Genomic DNA, 24427 nt, shown 5'->3' with positions numbered 1-24427 from the left:
ACAGGCACATGACGCCTGTTTTTTTGTACACGAAGGGGTGAGAAAATGAAAACTATAAAATTTTTATGGACGTATATGCGTCCTTATCGTTATCAACTATTGTTATTGGTAGTGGATGTGGCATTGTATGCATTGTGTATGTTGCTAGCACCTTTGTTAATATCCTTTGTAGTAGATAATGTGATTCAGGGAGTACCATTTGACAATGCGTTTCTGCAAAATCTAGTTGATGCTTTTGGGGGTATGCAGGTGTTGCAGGATAATTTATGGATTTGGTCTTGTATGATCGTGGCAGCTTACATCATCGTTGCGCTTGCCATCAATCGACGCAGTTTGCATAGTGGCAACGTGGCAGAAACACTGGCTTTAAATATTCGTAACGCCATGTATGATCATTTGCAAAAACTGCCTTTTGCCTATCATAAAAGCCGTGACAGCGGTGACTTGATACAGCGCAGCACTTCTGATATTGAAACCATTCGCCGCTTTTTTGCGACCCAGCTATCCGAGATGTTGTTTGCTATTTTAAATGCGACCATTGCTGCGTTGATCTTATTTCGCCGCAGTGTAAAACTAACCTTATTGTCGATTTGTTTAATTCCTTTTATTCTGTTAGCCAGTTATATCTTCTTTTCAAAAGCTAAGAAGATCTTTTTAGAGTGTGATTTGGCGGAAAGTACAATGACGACAGTATTGCAGGAAAATCTCAATGGTGTTCGTGTTGTAAAAGCATTTCATCAGGAAAAACGAGAGATTGCTAAATTTTCATCCAGCAATGAAGCATTCGCCAAAAAATATTTTGATTTGATGCATGCACTTGCATTATTTTGGAGCAGTACCGATTTGTTAGGACAGCTGCAGATCCTTTTGATGATTGCTGGAGGTATCTTCATGGCTTTGCAAGGAGAAATCACGACCGGTACGTTCTTTGTCTTTTTAATGTATGAATCTACCATTGTTTGGCCACTTCGACAGCTTGGACGTATCTTATCTGATTTAGGTAAGGTGAGTGTTTCTGTGAAACGTGTGCAGGAAGTATTGGAGGAGCCATGTGAAGATCTTGTCAGTGGTTATACGCCCGAAATTCATGGTAACATTCAATTTGAGCATGTAAGCTTTCGCTATGCAGATGGCGCGCAGGATACCTTAAAGGATATCAGTTTTACAATACCAAAAGGCAGTCGGGTTGCCATCATGGGACCTACGGGAAGCGGTAAATCTTCCTTGGTGCAGCTATTAAGTGGTATCTATGCATACCATGAAGGAAGCATTCGCATTGATGGTGTGGAATTAAGGGAAATTTCTAAGAACTGGCTGCGTCGTCATGTTCAGATTGTTTTACAGGAGCCATTCTTGTTTTCCAAAACAATCTATGAAAATATTCATGTGGCATCAGAAAAAGCAAGCCACAGTGATGTGCATAAGGCTGCCAGTATGGCAAGTATCCATAAGGATATCGAACAGTTTGATGAAGGCTATGAAACCATGGTAGGGGAAAAAGGTGTTACCTTATCCGGGGGACAGAAACAACGTGTTGCCATTGCCCGCTGCTTGTTGGCAAAAAGTCCCATCATCATCCTCGATGATTCGCTTTCTGCTTTGGATACACAAACCGATCGCATGATTCAAGAAGCTCTGGATGATTATCAGCAGGAACTCACTATGCTGATGATTACCCATCGTATTTCTTCTGCAAAAAAAGCAGATTTCATCATTGTGTTGGAGGATGGTCAAATCACACAGCAGGGAACGCATGCCCAACTCATCCAACAAGAAGGTCTTTATAAACGTATTTATGAATTGCAAAATGAAGGAGGTGAAAGCGATGGAGATGAAAGAACAAGAATTCAAAAGTGATGTGTTTGATGCGCATACATGGAAATATGTGTTTCAGCTCTTATGGAAGCATAAAAAACATTTAGTTTTCTTAATCCTATTTAATATCGCCTTGGCTATCAGCGATGTCATCATGCCCATGTTAAATCGTCATGCCATCAATACGTATGTCGATGATGCACATAGTGCCGCAGGTTTAGGCAATTTTATAGCAATCTATGCCGCCATGATCATCCTGCAATGTCTGTTAGTTTATCTCTTCTTTCGATTTGCGGCAAGAGTTGAAAGTGATTATGGAAAGCAGTTGCGCCTGCTTTGTTTTGAAAAGCTGCAAAACCAAACCTTTTCTTATTTTGATAAAACAGCCAATGGCTGGCTGATGGCAAGAATTACTTCCGATACGGCCCGTTTGGCTGAAACGTTAGCTTGGGCTTTTGTCGATGTGGTATGGGGCATTTTTGTGATGATTGGTATTAGTATCGTCATGCTGATCGTGAATTGGCAAATGGCCTTAGCGGTATTGATCATGGTGCCGCTATTATGGCTAATATCACTATATTTTCAAAGAAGGATATTAAAGGCACAGCGATTGTCTAGAAAAGCGAATTCCAAGATAACAGCCGCTTTTGCCGAAGGCATTAACGGTGCGCAGACAACGAAGACCTTGGCAATTGAAGAACAGAACTTTCGCGAATTTCAAACAAAGACAGCGGATATGAAACGTTACAGCATGTCTGCCTTGCGTATCAATGCTATCTTTCAACCTGTCGTATATTTATGCAGTGCTTTAGTGATCGCTATGCTGCTTTATATCGGTGGACAGCAAGTTTTATTGCATACGATTCAGTTTGGTACCTTAGCGATGTTTATCAATTATGCTCAATTATTTTTTGATCCGTTGAAACAAATTGCCAGAGTCTTGGCAGAAATTCAAATGGCACAAGCCAGTGCGGAACGTGTCGTTGCCTTGTTAGAAGAACCAATTGCGATACAGGATAAAGAAAGCGTCAGAAAGATTTATGGAACGTTGTTGGATGAGCATAAAGAAGCGTATGAACCATTGTTAGGAGATGTAGCTTTTCATCATGTGAGTTTTGCTTATCTTCCAAATGAGCCCATCTTAAAGGACTTTAATTTAGAGGTAAAACAAGGGCAGATGGTAGCCCTTGTCGGGGAAACCGGTTCGGGGAAAAGTACGATTGTGAATTTGCTTTGTCGTTTTTATGAACCGAAAGAAGGCTATATTGCTATTGATGGTCATGATTATCGCGACCGCAGCGTTGGCTGGCTGCATTCTCATATCGGATATGTGCTGCAGACACCGAATTTATTCTCAGGAACGATTGCCGATAATATTCGCTATGGCCGACCGGAAGCAAGCGATGCCGAAGTGATTGCTGTTGCAAAACAAATCCATGCCCATGAATTTATCATGAAGATGGAAAAAGGCTATGAAAGTCAGGTGGGGGAAGGCGGCGATTTATTATCGACCGGACAAAAGCAATTGATTAGTTTTGCCAGAGCTATTTTGGCTAATCCAAGTATTGTTATTCTTGATGAAGCCACTAGTTCTATTGACACAGAAAGTGAAAAAGCTATCCAACATGCGATTACAAAGCTATTAGAAAAGCGCACCAGTTTTGTTGTTGCCCATCGTTTATCGACCATTGTGCATGCGGACATCATTGTTGTCTTGTCCCATGGTCGCATTATTGAGCAGGGCACCCATGCGGAATTGATGGCACTGCGAGGGCACTATCATAAACTATATACTGTTCAATACCAAGAAGAGAAAGAGCGTGTATTGCTTCATAGAGAGGATGGCTTGGCTACCTAAAATATAAAAGTCGTTGCTGTTTTGTAGCAGAAACGACTTTTTTGCGTGAAGTATTATAACGATCAAAGGATTTAAAGATAGCGCTTGCCTCTCATTATCCTTGATTATGAAAGCACATGGATTGCGGTGAAAGCTACAAAAGAAGCCAATATCCATGAGGAAGCAAATGATTATTTTGAATTTTTGAATCATATAGTATCATAAAATTGTATCATTTTGCGTTATCAAACAAGGCGCTAGAATGCTTTTTTGACTGACAGCAAGCGCAAGGTATGTTATAATTTAAGACGTAAAAATATGAGGTGAGAGGACTATGCAAAGAATTGCGAAATTTCATAAAGTAAGCTTTCAACAATTTGAAAAGGACTGGAAAGACACCTTTGCTGGCAGTAACAGTGTTGAAATTCAGAATATCTATGACACGTTAAGGCTGCCACAACGAGCAACAGCAGGTTCTGCCGGCTATGATTTTTATGCTCCTATCAGTTTCACCCTACATCCTAGGGAAACGATTAAGATTCCAACAGGAATACGTGCTGAAATGCAGGAAGGATGGGTTTTATCTTTATATCCAAGAAGTTCGCTGGGGTTTAAATATCGTCTGCAATTAAACAATACCGTTGGTATCGTAGATAGCGATTATTTTTATTCAGATAATGAAGGACATATTTTCGCGAAAATAACCAATGATGCTAAGGAAGATAAAACCTTGTATATGAAACAAGGAGAAGGATTTTTACAGGGAATCTTCTTGCCATTTGGTATTACAGAGGATGATGAGGTCGCAGCAAAACGTAATGGAGGCTTTGGTAGTACCAATACACAATAAGCAGCAGGTAAGCATATCTGTTGTTTTTTTATTGAATTTGGTAGTTTAGGTATAAAAAAGGCTAGACTTGTATTACAAGATGAAAAAAGGTAAAATTATTTTAGGCAAATAACGCAATATTATTTTTACATAAGAAGCAGAAAGGCAGTACAGTATGAGAAACCTCATGTAGATAGCTTTCATCACTTTTTTATGCATCCTTTGTATCGGATGTAGTACACATATACCATCCACTACAGATAAAAAAGAGCGAGCAGCGTATCCTATGGCCCATTTTCCTAAAGCATATAAATTGGAAGACAAGGTAAAAGCCAAATTAGAACTATATGCCATGCTAGATCAGCGACTGGCTCCCATTATTGAGCATCCGCAGACATATCCTGCAATTTTATTTCAAATGTTGTATGTGAATTTTGAAACACTTGGCTTTGTCGCCAATTATCCCCAGCAAAAGGATAAAGTGATATCGGATACGATTGGTCAAGTAACAAAAGGGGAAATACCACTTTTATTACAGTGGGATAAACGTTGGGGATATGGTCAGTATGGAGATGCTTTTTTAGGAGCTACCGGTTGTGGACCTACTGCTTTAACGATGGTGATAGCAGGTTTAACGAATAGAACGGATATCACGCCGTATACGGATGCTCAGTATGCTAAAAAACATCATTATTATGTGAATGGCATTGGCAGTAGTTGGGATTTGATTAGTGAAGGCGGTAGTGCTTTTGGAGTGAAGGCACATGTTATGGGTACGGATAAAGGTAGTATTTATTTACGTTTAAAACAAGGATATCCTATTATCTGTAGTATGGGCAAAGGTGTGTTCACAACAAATGGGCATTACATTGTGTTAAGCGGTATTGAAAAAGGAAAAATCAAAGTAAAGGATCCTAACAGCATCATTCGCAGCAATGTCCTTTGGGATTTTGAAACTTTTGATGATCAAATAGAAGCATGCTGGTATTTTAGTAAAAAGTAAAGTTCTTAGAAAATTGTAACGATTTTACTCAATCACAGACAAATAGGAAGTTTAAAATCATCCATCAATGATTTCTTACTTCCTTTTTTTCTTTTTAAATATGTGTACTCACTATTGTCATAGTTCTTTACTTATAGGTAATACTTAGTATTAAATTAAATTTAGTATTTGACAATACCAAGTAGTAGGTATATCATAATAGTAGGAGGTGATGCCAGTGAACACCCAGTTTAAGAAAGGGGTATTGGAACTGATCGTCTTATTGTCGGTTTATAAAAAAGACATGTATGGCTATGAATTGGTATCTGAGGTCAGCAAGGTAATAGATGTTAATGAAGGAACAATCTATCCTTTGTTAAAACGTTTGACCAATGAACATTACTTTGAAACATATCTGGTAGAATCGAGCGAAGGACCTCCGCGCAAATATTATCGCATCACAAGCTTAGGAAAAGAACGTGGAAGATTATTGCTTAAAGAGTGGAATGCCTTCCATGAAACCGTGAATAACTTTATTAAGGAGAGTGAAACGTATGACGAAAGATGAGTTTCTTCGCATTTTAGACCGTAAACTACAGGTCATTAATGAACGCGAACGCAGAGATATCATAGATGAATATCGCACGCATATTGAAATGAAGGTACAGGAAGGGAAAACGGAAGCTGAGGCAATTGAAGATTTTGGGGATATTGATGAATTGGTGAATGAAATTCTGGATGCTTATAAAATCAATACCAAACAAGTGAATAACAGTTTTGATCATAAGTTTAACAGCTTTATGGATGATTTGTTTGAAGGCTTCCAACGTTTCTTAGGATCATTTACATCCTTAGATGTTGAAGATGTTGTGCGTTTGGTTTTTGAAATATTAACGATTTTAATTTTATTGCTTATTTTACGTATTCCGTTTGCGTTGGTATCAAGTTTAGGTTATGAACTCTTACATTCATTGATCGGCTTTGGAATAGGTAATGTATTAGCACATATTTGGGAATTGATCATCAGTATTGCTTATATTGTACTGTTTATTGTTGTTTTCGTTAATCTGATTGGCAAACGTGTACAACGTTACCGTCAAAAAAATCCTAATAGTAAATCAGTCTTTGATGATTTTAAAGATAGTGTGCATAAAATGAATCGCTCACATGCCCAAGACACCATCTATGATGAAACAAAAGATGCTAGTTATCAGAAAGAACAGTATCAAGAACATCCTTATCAGAAACAAGAGGACAAAGAACAAGCTGAATTTGAACAAGATCAATATCAATCCGTTCATCGGGAAAGTGATAGTATAGGTGAAGGCGTTGGCAGTCTGGTTTCTGTGCTTATGAAAATTTTCTTCTGTTTGATGATGATACCAGTCATCGGTATCATGGTGGGATTATGTTGTGCCCTTGGCGCAATGGTCATCTTAAGTTTAGAAGGACTGACCTTGTTTGGCGCTTACTTCATCGTTATCGGTGGTATTATTTTAGTAAGTGCCTTCCTTACTGCCATGTATCGTGTATTATGGAAAAGGGGGTAATGAAATGAAACGTTTTCTAGTATCCTTTATCATTGGGATGACATTATTAGCTGCGGGTGTCACTACGTTAATCTTTGAATTACGTGATTTTCGTTTTGTTGATGCAAGTAGCGAGGAAATTGAACAAAATTCATTGAGTGATGAAATCACCATTGGCAAGGAAGATGTAAAACTGTATTTTGACGATGGTATGTCTTATGATATTCATATTGATGATACGGTAAAAGACAACGTCATCCAACTGAATTATGCAGAAACGATTGCATTTCGCAATGAACGAACTTCTTTGTATTTCAGCTATGCCGATCATGCGCATATTACATCCTTTCATGAGGGATGGGAAACTTTTCAAAAGGTCATTGATGGTTTGAAAAAGCATGAAATTTACAGTTTTGATGCTTGCTTTGCAATTCGCATCACATGCAATGAAGCGACACGGAAACATTTGCAATTTTACCAGAATTAAAAATGTTCATAGCGTATGAAATAAAAAAAAGACGAGGAGGTATTGAGATGAGGAGCACTGTACGATCATAGGTAACATAAAAAGAAATGAAGAAAGGACCTATGAACATGACAAAATTTCTTGAACATAAAGATATTTACCTACGACCTCAGCAAGAGGAAGATGCAGCTTTCTTTTATACTTGGAATAACGATGCACTTACGCGTGGGAAGATCGGAGAAAAACGCAGTAAAAGCTTGTTGCAAATACAGCAAAGTTTAAACAAGCAGCGAAGTGACAGTATCTGGTTTAGCGTGGTGAAAAAAGATAGCGATGAAGTGATTGGAGAAACCGGCTTTTTGCGGATGGATCCGGATAATGGTTGCAGTGATTTTTCTATCATCCTTCCCTATGCTGCCCAGCAACATAAAGGCTATGGAAAGCAAGTTGTGGAATTGATGTTTGCATATGCCTTTGGCTATCTTCATTTGCATCGTTTGGCAATCGGTGTCGTTGATTTCAACACAGAAGCCTTACAATTTTATAAACGGGTTGGTTTTCAACAGGAAGGCATCTATGAAGAAAGCTATTATTATGATTTCAAATATCATGATTTTATCATGATGCGCATCTTAAAACAGGAATATCTAAGATTATATCAAGCAGAATGCAAGAGCAGAACATGAGACGTTCTGCTTTTTTTTTGGCTGACAATATCGTTTAACGATATTATACTAAAAATGAAGGGAATATCGTTAAACGATATTGGAGGTGAGAACATGCCGAAGAAACAGTTGGATACATTAACGGAACCGATGTATTATACACTGATTGCGTTAATGACACCAAAATGCGGTATTGAAATCACAGAATTTGTAAGAGATTTAACACAAGGGCGTGTCCGTTTAGTTCCCGGTACACTGTATGCTATTTTATCAAAGTTTGAAAGTGAAGAGCTGATTGATGAAGTCATGCTGGAAGGGCGTAAACGTATTTATCAGATTACCGAGAAAGGAAAAGTGATGCTGATGGAAGAACATCAGCGTCTAGAGACAATGCTAAAAGAAGGAGAAATTGGTTTAAAGTTGCAGAAAGGAGATTCCTTATGAAAACTCGCTATGCTTTTTTGTATTTCAATATTTGTGAATATAAGGTATTAGAAACCTACTTACGCCAGATGGCAAAAAAAGGTTGGGCATTAGATTCCATATTTGGCTATATTTTTATCTTCACTAAGAAAAAACAGCCCAAGCATACATATTATGTTGACTTTAATATGAGCCGTGATGCAAGCAAGAATGCGCAGTTTCACGATATGATTGAAGAATATGGCTATGCGTATGTTGCCGGAAACAGTTTGTTGAGTGTTTTTGGCAGTGATGAGGATATGGAAATACCAATCCGTGGTGATGATGAAATAACATATCAACAATTGAACAAAGCAGGAAGATGGCTGAATTGGGGAAATCTTATAGTTGGTTTGCTTTAGATCATCATCGGCTTGCTAAGTGTTTTTCAGTATTATGATCATGTTGTATACAGGATTAGTTTAATGAGCGTCGGTTTTACACAGATATTAATTGGCATGATCTGGTTGAGTGTAAGTTATCCTTTTATTCAATGGCGAATGTTTAAAAAAACGTCCTTTACCTTGTGGAGCATACAGCTGCGATCCTATTTTGTAATCTTATGTACATGTGCTTTCTTTTGTACGTTGCTTCTTTTTTTACCAATAGTTGTCTTTTGCAGCATACTTATTTTATTAAGCTTACTGCTTTTATTAAAATCGCTATGGGAAGCTTCTGGAAAACGTTTGTCACGCATATTTGCGGCATTGTTTGCTCTTATTCTCACTTGTGTGTTAATGGGCAGCAATCTTATCTCTGCTTATTATAAAGCACGTGCGAACACAACCTTAGAGGCAATGAACACGATGGTGAAAGAGTATATGGTAGAGCAGGGATATCAATATGAGCCAGGTATGACATTGACAGATAATTCCATTATTTTTTCGCAAAAAGAAAGTAGTTTTATGGCACAAGAGAAAACATGGCTGACTCGTTTGTATCTGCTTGAGCATAGTTTATGGAAAGAAGATGTTCGTAAAGATATTTTAGATCAATTAGGTGCAGATGCACCACATTTGCAGAAAGAACAGCTAGGGGATATGCAAATATATAAGAATGCAGATACTGCAATTTATGTAAAAGGTGATTTCATCGTTTATACGTATAGTGAAGAACAAAAAGAACTATCAAATGAATTTGTGCAAGCATTGTTTGCGGAAGCTGTAAAGAAAAGTGGTTAATGTAAATTTGTTTCAGAAATAAAATGCAAAATAATGTAAATAATACTTGAAAAGTATGTAACATCATGTTATAGTATAGACAAGATTTAATACTAAATCTGCGAAATGCTTTTTATAAAAGATTTCCTAACGAATGAACGTGTCAGTTCATCCTCCTTATTTATAAACTTTCCTAATTACCGATTTACCATTCTTTTGTAAAAAGTATCATAAAAGCTGCTGACAGGCAGCTTTTTTCAAGTTATTCATATTAAAAGCACGAATATTCTTTTTCATGTTCCTTATTTACATGCTGCATATTCGCTTTTTATATTGTTTTACATAAAAAATGTAAGAAAAACAAGTTAACTATTTGTATGACTGCGTAAATCTTGGTATAATAATTTCGATTGCGCTTGAATAAGCAAGAAGGGTGAAAAAGATGAAAGTGAAACATATTTTGCTGTTTGTAAGTGTCGTATTGTTAGATCAGCTTAGCAAATGGCTACTTGATATAAATATGCAGATAGGAGATAGTATAACGTTGATTCCGGGATTTTTCCGTATTACGTATTTGCATAATACGGGGGCAGCTTGGAGCATGTTTGAAGGGAAAATGGGATTTTTCATGATTGTGACAGTCATTGCTCTCATTGTGATGGGATATTTCTATTATTGTGCGGAGAAAAAGGATGCGTTAACAAAGTATGGATTAGTCTTAATGATGGCAGGTACTCTTGGGAATTTTATTGACCGCCTATGTTTCCAGCATGTACGTGATTTCTTAGACTTTGTAATCTTAGGATATGATTTTCCTGTATTTAATGTGGCCGATATCGCATTGTGCGTCGGAGTCTTTTTGATTCTGGTATCTGTCTTTTTAGAGGAGCGTTTTGGAGGTGTGAAAAAATGCGAGAAATAGATGTAATCGTAACAGAAGAAGAGGCTTTTCAACGCATTGATAAATATATTAGTGAAAAGGAAGATGATTTATCACGTAGTCGTGTTCAGCAGCTGTTGCAAGAGGGCATTGTCTGTGTGAATGGTAATGCTTGTAAGGCAAATTACAAAATAAAACCTAAAGATCATATAACGGCAGTATTTTGTGATGAGATAGAAATGGAAGCGAAACCTGAACAGATGGATTTGGATATTCGTTATGAAGACCATGATGTAATTGTCATCAATAAGCCAAAAGGTATGGTCGTTCATCCGGCAGTAGGCAATCAGACGGGAACATTAGTCAATGGATTGCTGTATCATTGTAAAGATTTATCCGGTATAAATGGTGTCTTGCGCCCCGGTATTGTCCATCGTATCGATAAGGATACAACAGGGCTATTGATTGTCGCCAAAAATGATAAAGCACATACAGCTTTAAGTAAGCAGCTTCAAAATAAAACGGTAAATCGTCTGTATTATGCGCTTGTTCATGGCGTTATTGAACATGATTTTGGTACGATTGATGCACCGATTGGAAGAGATGTGAAGGATCGCCAGAAAATGGCAGTAACGGCCACCAATGCCAAGGATGCTCGTACCCATTTTAAGGTCATAGAGCGTTTTGCCCACTATACACTTGTGGAATGCCGATTAGAAACAGGTAGAACACATCAAATACGTGTCCACATGCAATACATTAAGCATCCGGTTGTCGGTGATGAGAAATACTCATATCGTAAAACTATGCAAACACAAGGACAGCTATTACATGCCCATCAATTGACCTTTGTTCATCCTACAACGAATGAGAAAATAACAGTTGAAGCAGAACTTCCTAAACAGTTCGCGGACATTTTAGAAGAACTGCGCAGTCAACAGAGGTGAGGATATGGAGATTTCCAAATATGATATTTATGCTTATCAGATCATGCATTATCTGATTACGGCATATCAATATCAAGTTGTGCGCGTGGATCAGTATAAAGAAGATCTGTGGCTGGCTAATCCAAAACAGGAACAGTATCCAGTGATTCGCATCAGCTCACAGCGTATGGAAAAAGTAGATGAAAATATTGCCTATCTGCGTAATGTACATCGTAAGATATTAGATATGATTCATCGCGAAGGACATCTTCTTTTATTGAATACATGTCCGGATTGTTTCTTATTGGATAATCCTTTTATAAAACAGATTCGTGTTGGCCCTCATAGTGTCAGTGATATTATGATCTTACAAACGTTTCGCAATCTGGCAGAGGTCGTGCACGATGTAGAAGATCCTAAAGAAGAAATGGCGCGGTTGGCACGTTCAATAGAAGAAACCCAAATTCTTCAACAAAAAAAGTTCATTGCGAAAGTCAAGCGTTCCTTGCGTCCGGATATCACGATTACGGTCATGGCTTTTTGTGTGCTATATGCGCTTGTTAATTATATCATCAGTATGGCTACAAAGGGCAGTATCGCTTCATGGATTGCCGCGGGTGCGTATTATAAGATGAATGTGGTCGCGGCACATGAATATTGGCGTTTATTAAGCGCTGGCTTTTTACATGCAGATATCATTGTTTTGTTATTTTCCATGTATGCGTTATATCAAATAGGAAAACTGTGTGAACCATTGTTTACTAAAGGACAATATCTCGCGGTATTGATCGGTTCTATTTTCACTGGTTATGTCTGTATGTTGATTGGCAATGGCAATGCTATCGCTTATGGCATCAGTTCAGGTATCTGGGGCATTAGTGGGGCTTATATTGCAAGTGTTTTCGGGAATGGCAGCTATCATTTGCCAATGATACGTTATATGGTTTTGAAGGTTCTGCTGTTCGATATATTTGTCTGGTTACTGCCGGGCATGTCCTTTTTAGGAAATCTGGGGGGGATGGTGTTTGGTATGGTCATAACAATGTCTTTTGTTAAAAATAAAAAATGGCCAAAATTACGCACACATGCGAAAGCAGCTACCTCTTTATTATTTGTGAGTTTATGTGTGCTAGGGCTTTCCATTCAAACGGTAACACCATTGCAGCCGGAGATGGACCAAGAAATTATTCAAATCTTTACACATACACCTATGGATGGCTATGCACGGTATTTAAAGTCGTGTTATAATAAACAATATAGATTGGAGTAATGGTTATGAAAAGAATGGACGTATTAAGTTGGGATGAGTATTTTATGGGTTTGGCACATTTGAGTGCTATGCGTAGCAAAGATCCCAGCACACAAGTTGGCGCTGTGATTGTCAGCGGCGAACATCGCGTTGTAAGCATTGGTTATAATGGCTTTCCTAATGGATGTAGTGATGATGAATTTCCCTGGGATCGGGAAGGAGACTTTGGTGCTACTAAGTATCCTTATGTCGTTCATGCGGAATTAAACGCTATTCTGAATAGTAAAAATGATTTGCGTGGCTGTAGCATTTATGTATCTTTATTCCCATGTAATGAATGTGCAAAAGCAATCATTCAAAGCGGAATCAGCCGCATTGTTTATGAATCCGATAAATATGCGGATACCGATGCGACCATTGCCAGCAAACGGATGTTGCGAGCTGCTGGAGTGGAATTATATCAGTTGCCATATCGTATACAGATGCAGGTGCAAAAAGAGGAAAACGAATAAAGGTATTTAAAGAAACGTGATGATAAGTCACGTTTTTTTTTAAAAGAATAGGAAAATAACAGTATCTTTAGAAATGAATCCGTATGCCCATAGGGAAGGAGAATGGATTTCTTATTATTCTTATAAAAATTATTAATTTGATACAAATGCATTGACAGATGGTATAAGATAGCATATGATAAAGGTGAAGAAAGGGAATGAGCAATTCTCTTAGAAAGGAGTCTTCTTATGAAAGCATCCGTAAGAAAACAAGTGAAGGCTCTGGAAGAAGAAGGCAAACGCTATGACCTTTACAAGTATGCGAAAAGTTATAATATTGGTCGTATTGTGCTTGCAATCCTTTTAGTGGCATTCCTTATCGCTGCCCATATTTGGCATTTCTAATCACTACACTACAGTTAACGCTGTAGTTTTTTTCTGGCTCGTGGAAAGATTATGGAAGATATTGTCGTTAGAAGACATCGGCTGTTTTATTGCGTAGGATTGGTGTGAAAAAGCTTTTAGGCGGATAACAGAAAAGAACCTCCTTCACTGGTTTATCCAGTGTAGGAGGTTCCTAGCAAAACTTTATAAATAATCAGGGAACGCTTTTTTGGTATTCGCAAAATGAAGTTTCCCGACATTTGCCAATTCTGCTTTTCCATATTGTTTTACAAAAGCACGTATTGCCTGATCCACTTTACTTCCAGCTCCTTTGACAAAGGGAAATTCATAATGTTGACACATAGCATCAAATGCCTGTAAAAAAGCGTAACGGGCAATGATGGAACCGGCAGCAACACTGAGATACTTATTTTCGGCCTTTGTTTCAAAATGGATAGTATGCACCACTTCCTCTACATCGTGTAAATAACGATAATAAGATTTCGCCTGTACAAATTGATCAATGATGCATAAGGAAGGAAGACTGCCTAGTTTTCTTCGTAAGTGTACATATGCTTGATTATGCAGTCTTGATTTAATAGCTACCATATTGTATTGGGGATGGATAGCATTATATTTGGCGTTATCTAATACTAAAAGACTATAGGTTAAACGTTCACATAAGATAGGGCCTAATTCACGAATACGTTCATCCGTAACGGCTTTGGAATCCTGTATGCCAAGCTCACGTAAAAAAGGAACATCCTCTTTTTTTACATAGGTTGCACAAACCGTGATAGGTCCAAAATAATCTCCGGTACCGACTTCATCACTGCCACACTGCGGATACCATTCGGTATGGGGATTTTGTGGTTGATCGGATGGTTGCGAGGACTTTTTATCGTATGCATCTGCATAAAAGTCAGCACCCTCTCCTTGAAACTCGACTTTTCCTGATGTATATGCCGTAATGATACAGTCACTTGTTTTTATCTGAAATTGGGCATAAGGAGGAGTCTTACGTTTTTCACCTTTTTCTAATTGTTTCGCTAAAGCCTTTATTTGTGCATCTGACATCGTAATGGTCCTAGTACTCATGAAAATCACTCCTTCTCATAGTATTCTTTATTTTACCATGGAGCAATTATGAAGAAAAGCAGAAGTTTTAACAAATCTGTTTCATAAAGAATAGCATACAAAGAAAAAAGATTTTTCTTACTTTTCTAAACAAACGATATTTTGATGGTTTACTCATCTGAATTGCAGATAATTACCAGGCATGAACAACAATTTGTGTCATATCCTAGAATATATGCCCTTATCCTTGAGGTTTTCTTAAGCATTTTCGATGCAAATGTGGTAAAATAATACAACGGAAAGGATGGATGTCAATGTATGAGATCATGATTATTAACGTTGTTGTCGTCATAGTCATGCTATTGTTTCTATACAGTGGTTATAAACAAGGCTTTTTATGGAAATTGATCAGTATCCTCGGCTTTTTCGTTGTAGGCTGGCTGGCATGGATGGCAAGTGATCCGGTCTCTAGCATATTGGCATTATATCCGAAAGATCAAATACCGTTACAAGGGACGATAGTAGAAGGTGTTTTCTATGATTCGATGAATCGTTTGTTACTATTCGCCATTTTATTCGCGGTATTTGAAGTCATCTTATTGTTGTTAAAGCCAATTGCAAAGCTTGCTGACATGATTCCTGTTGTATCAACACTAAACAGATGGTGTGGATTGATATTAGGTGGTGTGCAGGGAATCTTGTTAGTTAGTGTGTGCGCCTTGTTTTTAACATTTCCGTTCGTGCATGAAGGAAAACGTTATGTGCAAGAATCTGTGTTACAGTATTGTCAGCCAGTGTGTACGGCAATATGGAAACTCGTTGAAAAACCGTTATTGCAAGTGCCGGTATTCCATGAACAAACAGAATCCATAAAACCTTTGAAGGAAGATGAAAAACAGCAACTTAAACAATGGCTGCTGGATATAGAGTTAGATAAGGAGAGTGTAGATGCCATCTTAGGGGCATTACGATGAAACATATGAAAGAGCGTTATGAAGAATTAGAATTAGATGCGGTCAAGGAACAAATCATACGTCATTGTTCCTTTTCCCTGGGAAAACAAAAAATTCGACAGCTTTCCCCACGTTTTGAAGAGCTGTGGGTAAGGCGAGAATTAACAAGAACACAAGAAGCATTAACTTTAGTATACCGTTATGGAAATCTTCCTTTTCAGGGGGTACACGATATAGGAAATGCTATCGAAAATGCCCGACGAAACCGAACCCTTTCATGCTTAGAATTACGCCAAATTGCGGACAGTATTCGGGCGGTAGAACATGTCGTTTCGTATTTTAAAGCGAGTGAGGTAGAAACACCGCGCTTAAAAGAATTGATTGCTTCATTTGACCAGCCTATGCCTGTAGCTAATGCCATTGAGACATGTATTTCCAGTAGCTGTGAGGTCATGGATCAAGCAAGTGGTGAATTAAAAAGTATCCGAAAATCCATTCGCATGTGTGAAGGAGAAATTAGTAAAGAAGCACAACGCTTTATTGCCTCTCATAGCACACAATTGATGGATACCATCACAACCATGCGCAATGATCGTATTTGTGTGTTGGTTAAGATAAGTGAGAAAAACAGTGTAGATGGCTTTATACATGGAGAAAGTGCATCTGGGCAAACGGCATATATAGAGCCGAAATCACTATTAATATTAAATAATCGTTTGGCTAGTTTAAAAAGTCGGGAACAAGAAGAAATTGCTCGTATTCTCTTTGCCTTGAGTCAGAAGGTTAAAACGGTTGCCCATGCATTAGAAGGTAACTTAGAAACCTTTGCCCTATTGGATGTCATTTTTTCTAAGGCCTTATGGGCAAAAGAAAAAAATGGCTGTATCGCTCAATTGGACAATCAGCATCACCATTTATATTTAAAGCAGGCAAAACATCCGCTCATCGATGAACAATATGTAGTAGCCAACACGTATGAGATCAAAGAACCATATCGCAGTTTATTGATCACCGGTAGTAATACCGGAGGAAAGACTGTCACCTTAAAAACCATTGGTTTATTTGTAGTTATGACAATGTGTGGAATGGCCGTAAGTGCACAAGAGGCCATCATACCTGTTTTCAATGGGGTATATGTGAATATTGGCGATGATCAATCTATTGCGGAATCACTATCAACATTCTCTTCTCATATATCACAATTAGCGGCTATATGTCATAAAGCAGATGCGAATTCTTTAGTGTTACTAGATGAATTAGGCAATGGCACAGACCCCAAAGAAGGAGAGCCATTAGCCGTAGCTATTTTAGAAGAACTATCCAGACGCAGAGCCACCATCATCGCCACAACACATTATTCTGCTTTAAAGAGCTATGCAGCCGGTAAGGAAGATATGCTGGTATCCAGTGTGGAGTTTGATATGGAAGCATTACGTCCGACATATCGTTATATCGAAGGTATCAGCGGTCAATCTAACGCTTTTGCTATCGCAGAACGTTATGGCTTAAGTAAGCGTATCATTGCAGATGCCAAACGTCGCAAGGATGAACAAGCCAGTGTAAATGATATTGCAATGGAAAAGCTGGAACAGCTTACGATGGAAGTTGAGGAAAAGAAACAAAAAATGGAACAACGGCTACAAGATGTACGTTTGTTACAAGAAACATTAGCTACGCAAAAAAGTAAGTTTGAAAAGGAAAAAGAACAGTTGTTGGAGCAGGTGAAAGCGGATGCTAAAAAGAAATTGGATGAAGTACAGGAAGAAGCTGAGCTGTTATTAGAAGAATTGAAACAAATGAAAGCAAACGCCAAGCCACATGAGATTACAGAACTGAAATCCGCTATGCGTAAGCTGCAAATAGACGATGAAGAATTAGTGGAAGAAAGTGATGAAGTCTTTGCCGTCGGCGATTATGTTAAGTTGAAAAAGTTAAATTATTATGGTGAGATCATCTCCATGAATAAAGATAAAGTGTGTGTATTAGCAAATGGTATGAAAATGAATACGACCACGAAGGACATCACACATGAAAAACGTAAGATCGTTAAAAAGAAAACGAAGGGCTATACAAAAAGCAGTATCACATCTTTCTCTATGGAATGTAATGTCATTGGTATGCGTGTAGCAGAGGCAATACCAATCATCGATAAATATTTAGATAATGCGTTATTGGCTAAGGTATATCAGGTGCGCATCATTCATGGTATGGGAACAGGAAAGCTGCGTAAGGGCGTGCATGATTATCTGAAACATAATCCTCAAGTGGAAAGCTATACGATGGGCGGCCAAGGGGAAGGCGGCTTAGGTGCAACAGTTGTAAAATTGAAACAGAAAGGAAAGTAACGAAATGGCAAATATGGCAAAGATACAAGATAAACTGGCCATTCTGCCAGCACTGCCCGGCTGTTATCTGATGAAAAATATAGATGGGGATATTATCTATGTCGGTAAAGCAAAAAAGCTGAAAAATCGTGTACGACAGTATTTTGTCGGTGCGCACGATTTTAAGACGACTAGATTGGTAGCCAATATTGATGATTTTGAATATATTGTCACCGGTAGTGAAAAAGAAGCATTGTTATTGGAAATTAATCTGATTAAGAAACACACTCCGCCTTACAACATCATGTTTATGGATGATAAGACCTATCCTTATATTAAATTGACCAAGGAAAAGGCACCGATTTTGCGTGTCGTGCGAAATACCAAAGACCGCAAAGCTGAATACTTTGGCCCTTTTCCTGATAGTGGTGCGGCTTGGGAAACAATGAAACTGTTAAATCAATTATACCCCTTACGGAAATGTCGCCATCTGCCTAAGAAAGCCTGTCTTTATTATCATATGGGACAATGTCTGGCACCATGTGAACAAGCGATAGATGAAAAGGTGTATGCCGATATGGCAAATGGAATCCGTAAATTTTTAAAGGGTGATGTTAAAGAAATCCTGACACAGTTAAAAGCCGACATGCAGCAGGCAAGTGAAGAACTGGCATTTGAAAAGGCGCAAGAAAAATTAAATCTGATTCATGCCATTGAGCATGTGACAGCGAAACAGCAGATTGATTTTAAAGATCATAAGGATCGAGATGTGTTTGGGTATTATGTCGATAAAGGGTATATTTCCATTCAAGGATTCTTTGTGCGTGGAGGGAAACTCTTAGAACGTGAATTATCAATACAACCATTATATGAACAGCCCCAGGATGCCTTTATTTCTTTTATCCTGCAGTATTATACAAAGAATCCATTGCCTCAGGAAATACTGTTACCAAAGGAATATGAAATAGAACACTTACAAGAAATATTAAGCGAAGCAAAAATCTTACAGCCGCTACGTGGTGATAAACTGAAACTGGTGGAAATGGTTTTGGCAAATGCTAAAAACGCGCATCAACAGAAATTTGAATTAGTTGAACGAAAAGAAAGCCGACGTGAAGAGGCGATGCAGCAATTATGTCAATTATTACATCAAGATATTCATCGCATTGAATTATTCGATAACTCACATATATCGGGTGCATTTAATGTTAGCGGCATGGTAGTCTTTAAAGATGGAGAACCATCACGACAGGATTATCGCACCTATCGTTTAGGCGAATATGTATCTGATTTGGACTCAATGAAGGAAGTTGTGTATCGTCGTTATTTTCGTTTATTAAAAGAAAAAGGACGTTTTCCGGATTTATTGATTGTCGATGGAGGCTATTTACAGATAGAGGCGGCAAAAGAAATTATCGAAGCATTAGATGTGCCTGTTACGTTGTGCGGTCTGGTAAAAAATGACAATCACAGAACAGCAAATTTGATGAATGCGGAAGGTGAAATTCTTCCGGTAGAACGTGACAGTTCTTTGTTTTTCTTATTGACACAAATGCAGGATGAAGTTCACCGCTTTGCAATCAGTTATCATCGCAAATTACGAGGAAAAGCGATGACGAAATCAATTTTAGATGAAGTAGAAGGTATCGGAGAAGTACGAAAAAAAGAAATTTGGAAACATTTTAAATCTTTAAAGCGTTTAAAAGAAGCTGATGTAGATGAGATTGCGCAGGTTGTCCCGCGAAAGGTAGCACAAAATATCTTTAATATTTTGCATAGCACAGACCAAATTGAAAGTGATGCATAACATAAAGATAGGTAGGAAATGTATAGGGGGGCTGCTTACGCAAAATATACTGACTCCAAGAGAGAAAGAAGTATTTGAACTTCTTATCGCGAACTACAGTACAAGAGAAATTGCCAAACGTATGGGAATTTCAGACAAGACAGTGCGCAATCATATTTCCAACGTCATGTTAAAACTTGGCGTAAAGGGACGTGCACAGGCGGTTGTGGAGCTGCTGAAATTAGGTGAATTGCAGCTGTAGATATGCTTGCAAAAGGCAGATGATGACACATATGGAATCTGCCTTTTCTTCATTACCAATAAGGTAACAGGCATGGTATAAGAGCAAGTTACATAAAAAGACGCTGCACATGTTTGCTAGAATAATAAAAATGTAAAATGGTTTAATTTTTTATAATGGACTATGAAATATCTTTCGCTTTTCATGATTTACCCTTGTCATATCGTATACATCAGTGAAGGGAAGTGATGTTATGGCTGAAAGAATTATCACATACCCATTGCATGTCAATGCGATGCAATACCGTTATATATGTCATGAGGTACAACGAACACGACAGGTTTATTTGTATTTTCGCAACATGATCTTAAAAAATTATGAAAAAGTCAAACAGCATCAATGCCAGCAGCTGTTAACAAAGGATGAAATAGCTATACAACTACATACGTATTTACAGAAATATGCTCCTATGATCACATGGTTAGAAGAACAATCCATGGTAAAAGACTTATGGCAGTTTCGACTTGCATATACTACTGCTGAAAAGACTCCATCTACGTATTATCGCTGTGAAAATATCACGAATACTTTATATTGGCGTCATCTAAATTTGCGTGCGCTCATTTATGATGTAGCCTACTGGCAATTAGAACCTATTCTTTTCCATTGGGAAATCATTGGCAGCTGTTTGTGGTATCATAATGGACGTGTTTTCTTAAAACTTCATTTCCAAACATTGTTGTAAATGATTATAATATGGAAACGTCTACTATGGGGAATGATGAAAAGCTATTTGCAGACATGATTTCGTAAGGAATTTACATGTGTTTCATTGCAAAGTCATGGTATAATAGAAAACGAGGTGTAGCCTATGAAAGTAAAAAGAACTATATTTGTCCTTTCTCTTATCGTTTTATTTGTTTTTTGTCTGTGGAAGATGAATGAACATTATGATGAATTGGCAAGATATCCATATGAATTAACAGATGAGCAACGTAACTTAGTGTTGGAACATTTTGATACAGAGGAAATTAATTACTTAGTAACGCAAAAAATTGAACCAAAAGAATTTCTTCCTTACATAACAACAGAAGGCTTTGAATTAACAAATACGTTATGGTATGATACAGCTTACCATACACGGAAAGAAAGTAAGTCATACGTCGTTTCTTTTATTAACAAATATCGCCAGCAAATGGAATATGGAACGTTAAAGGATATGTTAAGCAATTATTCTTATAATGTGCTGACTCGTTTCTTTGATGAAGGGGATGGTTTTGAGGATGATGCAAAATTGATTGCGGATCCTAAAGATATCTTAACAACAATAGGCGATAAAGAAACATTATATATCTATGAACCTAATGATTTGGTTTCGATTAATGATTTACCTCATGATTCTATCACGAATAGCAATGATGTTACAATTCGCAAAGAAGTTGTAAAACCACTTCATGAATTAGCCAAAGCCGCTAAAGAAATTAATCAAAAAACCTTTGGGGATATGGAAATCGTTGCCGGATATTTATCGTATGAAGATCAATTTCCTTTATATGATAAGGCTTTGACAAAATACAAGGACGAGGTGTTTTCTTATTGGGATTATCCAGGTCGTAATGAATACCAATTAGGATATACGATTCAATTAAAGCCAAAAGAAAAAGCGAAGACGAATAAAAAAGATAAAGACAAAAATACTTCTTCAAAAGATACAAAGACAACGAAAGCACCGAGTGAAGAAGAACAAGAACAGGCGATTTGGTTAAAGGATAATGCTTATAAATATGGTTTTATCGTTCGTTATCCTAAACAGGCTGATGATGTGACCAAGAAGAAATACCAGCCATATACATTACGTTATGTAGGAAAAGATTTAGCAAAGTATATGCATGATAATAATAAGGTGTTAGAAGAAGTAAATGCTGATGATGTTTCTTAAAAGATATCATTACGACATCTTTTAAATTTCTCATAAGTCATCAAGGGCAAAAGGCAAAATTGTATCTATGAAAAAATCAATCATATATAAGAGGCTATAATAGATAAGATTAAGCCTTTAGGATAAGAATACACCAGATGGAAGTGCACCTTCGTTCATTGGATATTGAATGAAGGTGCGCTTTTTATGAGATTTATGTATGCTAAGTACACGAATATGCATAGTTATTCCTTAGCTGGCCTTTCTTCAATTGAATGTTGGATAAGAATTTGATATAGTAAAGTTGTAAAAGGTAGGTAAATATCATGATGAAAAAAAAGGGGAATTTAATCAAGCTGTTTCCTATGATAGGTATGGTGATTATTGTTGCAGGTATGATTGTTAGTTTTCTAAAGATTGATAAGATACAATTGGAAATTAAAAGCGGAGATTTCGTTATTGTTTCTTATGAACTTGATAATGAGAAAAAGGAAATGAAAGCTATCGAAAATAAAAAAGAGGAACTTGCGGAAATTTTAAAAACACATAATATACAAGCAGAAATTTTCACAATAGCTATACCTGATTTTACTGCTTATAAAACATATGGGAAGAATAACGTTTCACCATATTCAATACAGATAGCGGATGATTCATTTTTTAATTATTATGGTATTAATAATCCTAAGGATTCTGTTTTATATCGTTATGATGATGAGGAATCTGGAAATCTCAATTTGAAATTTCTTATAGACAAAGATAAGGCTGAATTTGAATCATTTCCAATAGAAGGTAAAGCCATTTTAGATAGAAACAAACTTCCTAAATTTGTTCCACAAAAATCTACGATACCGAGTGGTGATTATATAACGATGCGTACGTTTGACATGCTAAAAAAGAAAGTAAACGTCATTCAAGACACACATATCAAAGATTATTATGTTTATATTAAATCTGCCAATACTGATCAAATAGCACAGTTACTAGATAAAGAGGAAAGGGTAGTTGTCAGTGATCAAATGTCGGAGTCTTCCATATTCAGTAATTGGTATAAATTTATGATTCTGGGAACCGTGTGTTTACTTGTACTGGCTGTTCTTGAAATTGTTATAATTGTCAAAAGAAAGAAAGTATCCTAAGTAGTATGATTTCATGATAAAGAAGAATTAGACTTTAATTATATTACAAATATTGGGAGAATTTCGCAATGCGTAGTTCATGTTGCTGCTCAATAAACTTTTATATTATACGTTGTTTTCAAATTAGGGAATAAGTTCATTAAAAGAGCAAGAAACTATGGGTGATCGATCTATCTTTAGACGATTTACTACATAGTTTCTTATTGGATTCTTTTTATGAAAGTTCTATAAGCAGTTCTTATATAAAAAGGCAATACATAGAATATAGCAGAGGTGATCAAATGCCGAAGTATAAGAAACCGCTGGCTTTTTTATTTGGAGCGATAGCGATGATCAGTTACCTGTCAATCCGCTATTTTCCAAGAACGGAAGATACACAAACAGTGTTATCTGTACAAGATGAAAGTACACATATGCAAGTGTATCTAAAAGATCATGATCATAGTCTGGTACCTTTAAGCATTCCTGTAAGTGAAGAGATGAATGAAGAAGACAAATTACAGCTGATGGTATCCTATATGAGCGGTAAGCAAAATATTAAAGGTTTTTTACCTTTATTTACTAAAGAGTGTACGGTGAAAAAGGTGATGATTGCTAATGGCAAGGCCGTTATGGATTTTGATGATAGTTTAAAAAACTATCAGAAAGAAGATGAACTACGTGTACTGGAATCGCTAACGTGGGGAGCCACCCAGTTTCATGATGTAGAACAACTGGAAATACAATTGAATGGCGTAAAATTATCTAGTATGCCAAATGCGCAGACACCGATTCCCGATGTATTGAATCGCGGTATCGGTATTAATCATTTTGAAACAGCCACCAGTGCGTTGCATACTTCGGATAGTGTTACGGTATATTGCGCAAAGAAAATTGAAGGCCAGCAATTTTTGATACCGCGCAGTAAACGTGTGATGCATGCAAGTGACAGCATTAAAGAAGGGGTTTTACAAGTTATCAGCGATGTGAGTGCAAGCAGCGAATTATCACAACCACTATATCAGGACGATGTTAAAATAAATAATTTTCAATTTTCTAATGGTACTTTGATCGTGGATATCAATAAAAATTTACTTTCTTCAGATAAAAGTGTAAAGGAAGATTTGTATGATTCTTTGATTTTATCATTAAGCGCTTTAAGTGGAGTCGATAAAGTACAGGTAAAAGTAGATGGTGTCAGTGTGATGCCACAACAGCAGGAAAGTGCTGTTTCGGTATATGATCTATCTTATAATGAAATAGCTTTTTAATAAATATTAGGATAATCGCTAAAAGCCAGTTTTTTCCCATCAGGACTGGTTTTCATTTGGATAT

25 protein-coding genes are annotated in these 24427 nt (G+C 37.2%); 24 read left to right on the top strand and 1 reads right to left on the bottom strand.

Annotation, left to right across the window (positions count from 1 at the left end):
* Positions 1-45 precede the first annotated feature (45 nt).
* The 16 genes from AC1VS3_RS03575 to AC1VS3_RS03500 all read left to right on the top strand — a co-directional run bounded on the left by AC1VS3_RS03575 (position 46) and on the right by AC1VS3_RS03500 (position 13696).
* Positions 46-1857, top strand: a complete 1812-nt coding sequence (locus tag AC1VS3_RS03575; RefSeq protein WP_017144631.1) for an ABC transporter ATP-binding protein — start codon at positions 46-48, stop codon at positions 1855-1857.
* The gene (locus AC1VS3_RS03570) at positions 1826-3673 is read left to right on the top strand and encodes an ABC transporter ATP-binding protein (protein WP_008688884.1); all 1848 of its coding nucleotides are present in this window, start codon (positions 1826-1828) and stop codon (positions 3671-3673) included. Before AC1VS3_RS03575 ends, AC1VS3_RS03570 begins: the two co-directional genes overlap by 32 nt.
* 313 nt (positions 3674-3986) lie before the next feature.
* Positions 3987-4502, top strand: coding sequence for a dCTP deaminase/dUTPase family protein (locus AC1VS3_RS03565; RefSeq protein ID WP_008688883.1), 516 nt, complete (start codon positions 3987-3989; stop codon positions 4500-4502).
* 265 nt (positions 4503-4767) lie between these two features.
* A complete protein-coding gene (locus AC1VS3_RS03560) occupies positions 4768-5484 on the top strand; it encodes a C39 family peptidase (protein WP_008688882.1) in 717 nt (238 codons plus the stop codon).
* Positions 5485-5701: 217 nt separating this feature from the next.
* Entirely contained in the window at positions 5702-6031 is a 330-nt protein-coding gene (locus tag AC1VS3_RS03555) for a PadR family transcriptional regulator (protein ID WP_008979005.1), read from the top strand.
* Positions 6018-7013: a DUF1700 domain-containing protein gene (locus AC1VS3_RS03550; protein WP_008688880.1), complete on the top strand. Its 996-nt coding sequence runs from the start codon at positions 6018-6020 to the stop codon at positions 7011-7013. Before AC1VS3_RS03555 ends, AC1VS3_RS03550 begins: the two co-directional genes overlap by 14 nt.
* Positions 7014-7017: 4 nt before the next feature.
* The gene (locus tag AC1VS3_RS03545; protein WP_008688879.1) at positions 7018-7479 is read left to right on the top strand and encodes a hypothetical protein; all 462 of its coding nucleotides are present in this window, start codon (positions 7018-7020) and stop codon (positions 7477-7479) included.
* A 101-nt stretch (positions 7480-7580) separates the two neighbouring features.
* Positions 7581-8144, top strand: a complete 564-nt coding sequence (locus AC1VS3_RS03540) for a GNAT family N-acetyltransferase (RefSeq protein WP_026006710.1) — start codon at positions 7581-7583, stop codon at positions 8142-8144.
* 93 nt (positions 8145-8237) lie between these two features.
* A complete protein-coding gene (locus tag AC1VS3_RS03535) occupies positions 8238-8567 on the top strand; it encodes a PadR family transcriptional regulator (protein ID WP_008688877.1) in 330 nt (109 codons plus the stop codon).
* The gene (locus tag AC1VS3_RS03530) at positions 8564-8947 is read left to right on the top strand and encodes a DUF2812 domain-containing protein (RefSeq protein WP_008688875.1); all 384 of its coding nucleotides are present in this window, start codon (positions 8564-8566) and stop codon (positions 8945-8947) included. Before AC1VS3_RS03535 ends, AC1VS3_RS03530 begins: the two co-directional genes overlap by 4 nt.
* Before the next feature lie 63 nt (positions 8948-9010).
* Positions 9011-9766 carry a hypothetical protein gene (locus tag AC1VS3_RS03525; protein WP_008688874.1) on the top strand — a complete coding sequence of 252 codons (756 nt, stop codon included), beginning with the start codon at positions 9011-9013 and terminating at the stop codon, positions 9764-9766.
* A gap of 421 nt (positions 9767-10187) precedes the next feature.
* The gene (lspA, locus tag AC1VS3_RS03520) at positions 10188-10667 is read left to right on the top strand and encodes a signal peptidase II (protein ID WP_008688872.1); all 480 of its coding nucleotides are present in this window, start codon (positions 10188-10190) and stop codon (positions 10665-10667) included.
* The gene (locus AC1VS3_RS03515; RefSeq protein ID WP_008688870.1) at positions 10655-11572 is read left to right on the top strand and encodes an RluA family pseudouridine synthase; all 918 of its coding nucleotides are present in this window, start codon (positions 10655-10657) and stop codon (positions 11570-11572) included. The genes lspA and AC1VS3_RS03515 overlap by 13 nt, the downstream gene beginning before the upstream one ends.
* A gap of 4 nt (positions 11573-11576) precedes the next feature.
* Positions 11577-12821, top strand: coding sequence for a rhomboid family intramembrane serine protease (locus tag AC1VS3_RS03510; RefSeq protein ID WP_008688869.1), 1245 nt, complete (start codon positions 11577-11579; stop codon positions 12819-12821).
* A 5-nt stretch (positions 12822-12826) separates the two neighbouring features.
* Positions 12827-13312 carry a deoxycytidylate deaminase gene (locus AC1VS3_RS03505; RefSeq protein ID WP_008688867.1) on the top strand — a complete coding sequence of 162 codons (486 nt, stop codon included), beginning with the start codon at positions 12827-12829 and terminating at the stop codon, positions 13310-13312.
* Positions 13313-13540: 228 nt separating this feature from the next.
* Complete coding sequence (locus AC1VS3_RS03500; protein ID WP_008688865.1) at positions 13541-13696, top strand: hypothetical protein; 156 nt, start codon at positions 13541-13543, stop codon at positions 13694-13696.
* A 183-nt stretch (positions 13697-13879) separates the two neighbouring features.
* Here the strand turns inward: AC1VS3_RS03500 and rnhC are convergent, their stop codons facing one another.
* Entirely contained in the window at positions 13880-14773 is an 894-nt protein-coding gene (rnhC, locus tag AC1VS3_RS03495; RefSeq protein WP_008688863.1) for a ribonuclease HIII, read from the bottom strand.
* A gap of 293 nt (positions 14774-15066) precedes the next feature.
* On the opposite strand from rnhC, the gene AC1VS3_RS03490 reads away from it, so the two are divergent.
* The 8 genes from AC1VS3_RS03490 to AC1VS3_RS03455 all read left to right on the top strand — a co-directional run bounded on the left by AC1VS3_RS03490 (position 15067) and on the right by AC1VS3_RS03455 (position 24363).
* Positions 15067-15726 carry a CvpA family protein gene (locus AC1VS3_RS03490; protein WP_008688861.1) on the top strand — a complete coding sequence of 220 codons (660 nt, stop codon included), beginning with the start codon at positions 15067-15069 and terminating at the stop codon, positions 15724-15726.
* The gene (locus tag AC1VS3_RS03485; RefSeq protein ID WP_008688859.1) at positions 15723-18050 is read left to right on the top strand and encodes an endonuclease MutS2; all 2328 of its coding nucleotides are present in this window, start codon (positions 15723-15725) and stop codon (positions 18048-18050) included. The genes AC1VS3_RS03490 and AC1VS3_RS03485 overlap by 4 nt, the downstream gene beginning before the upstream one ends.
* 4 nt (positions 18051-18054) lie before the next feature.
* Complete coding sequence (gene uvrC, locus AC1VS3_RS03480; protein ID WP_008688856.1) at positions 18055-19836, top strand: excinuclease ABC subunit UvrC; 1782 nt, start codon at positions 18055-18057, stop codon at positions 19834-19836.
* Positions 19829-20077 (top strand): helix-turn-helix domain-containing protein, encoded by a 249-nt coding sequence (locus AC1VS3_RS03475; protein WP_008688854.1) that lies wholly within the window; start codon positions 19829-19831, stop codon positions 20075-20077. The genes uvrC and AC1VS3_RS03475 overlap by 8 nt, the downstream gene beginning before the upstream one ends.
* A 232-nt stretch (positions 20078-20309) precedes the next feature.
* Positions 20310-20801, top strand: coding sequence for a hypothetical protein (locus AC1VS3_RS03470; protein WP_008688853.1), 492 nt, complete (start codon positions 20310-20312; stop codon positions 20799-20801).
* Positions 20802-20927: 126 nt separating this feature from the next.
* Positions 20928-21995 (top strand): M15 family metallopeptidase, encoded by a 1068-nt coding sequence (locus tag AC1VS3_RS03465; protein WP_008688851.1) that lies wholly within the window; start codon positions 20928-20930, stop codon positions 21993-21995.
* 305 nt (positions 21996-22300) lie between these two features.
* The gene (locus tag AC1VS3_RS03460) at positions 22301-23113 is read left to right on the top strand and encodes a hypothetical protein (protein ID WP_008688848.1); all 813 of its coding nucleotides are present in this window, start codon (positions 22301-22303) and stop codon (positions 23111-23113) included.
* 281 nt (positions 23114-23394) lie between these two features.
* Positions 23395-24363, top strand: coding sequence for a GerMN domain-containing protein (locus AC1VS3_RS03455; RefSeq protein ID WP_008688846.1), 969 nt, complete (start codon positions 23395-23397; stop codon positions 24361-24363).
* Positions 24364-24427: the final 64 nt, after the last annotated feature.

This window comes from Longicatena sp. (assembly GCF_982403165.1).
The sequence above is the reverse complement of the archived record's forward strand: the minus strand, read 5'-3'. Positions and strand labels throughout refer to the sequence as shown.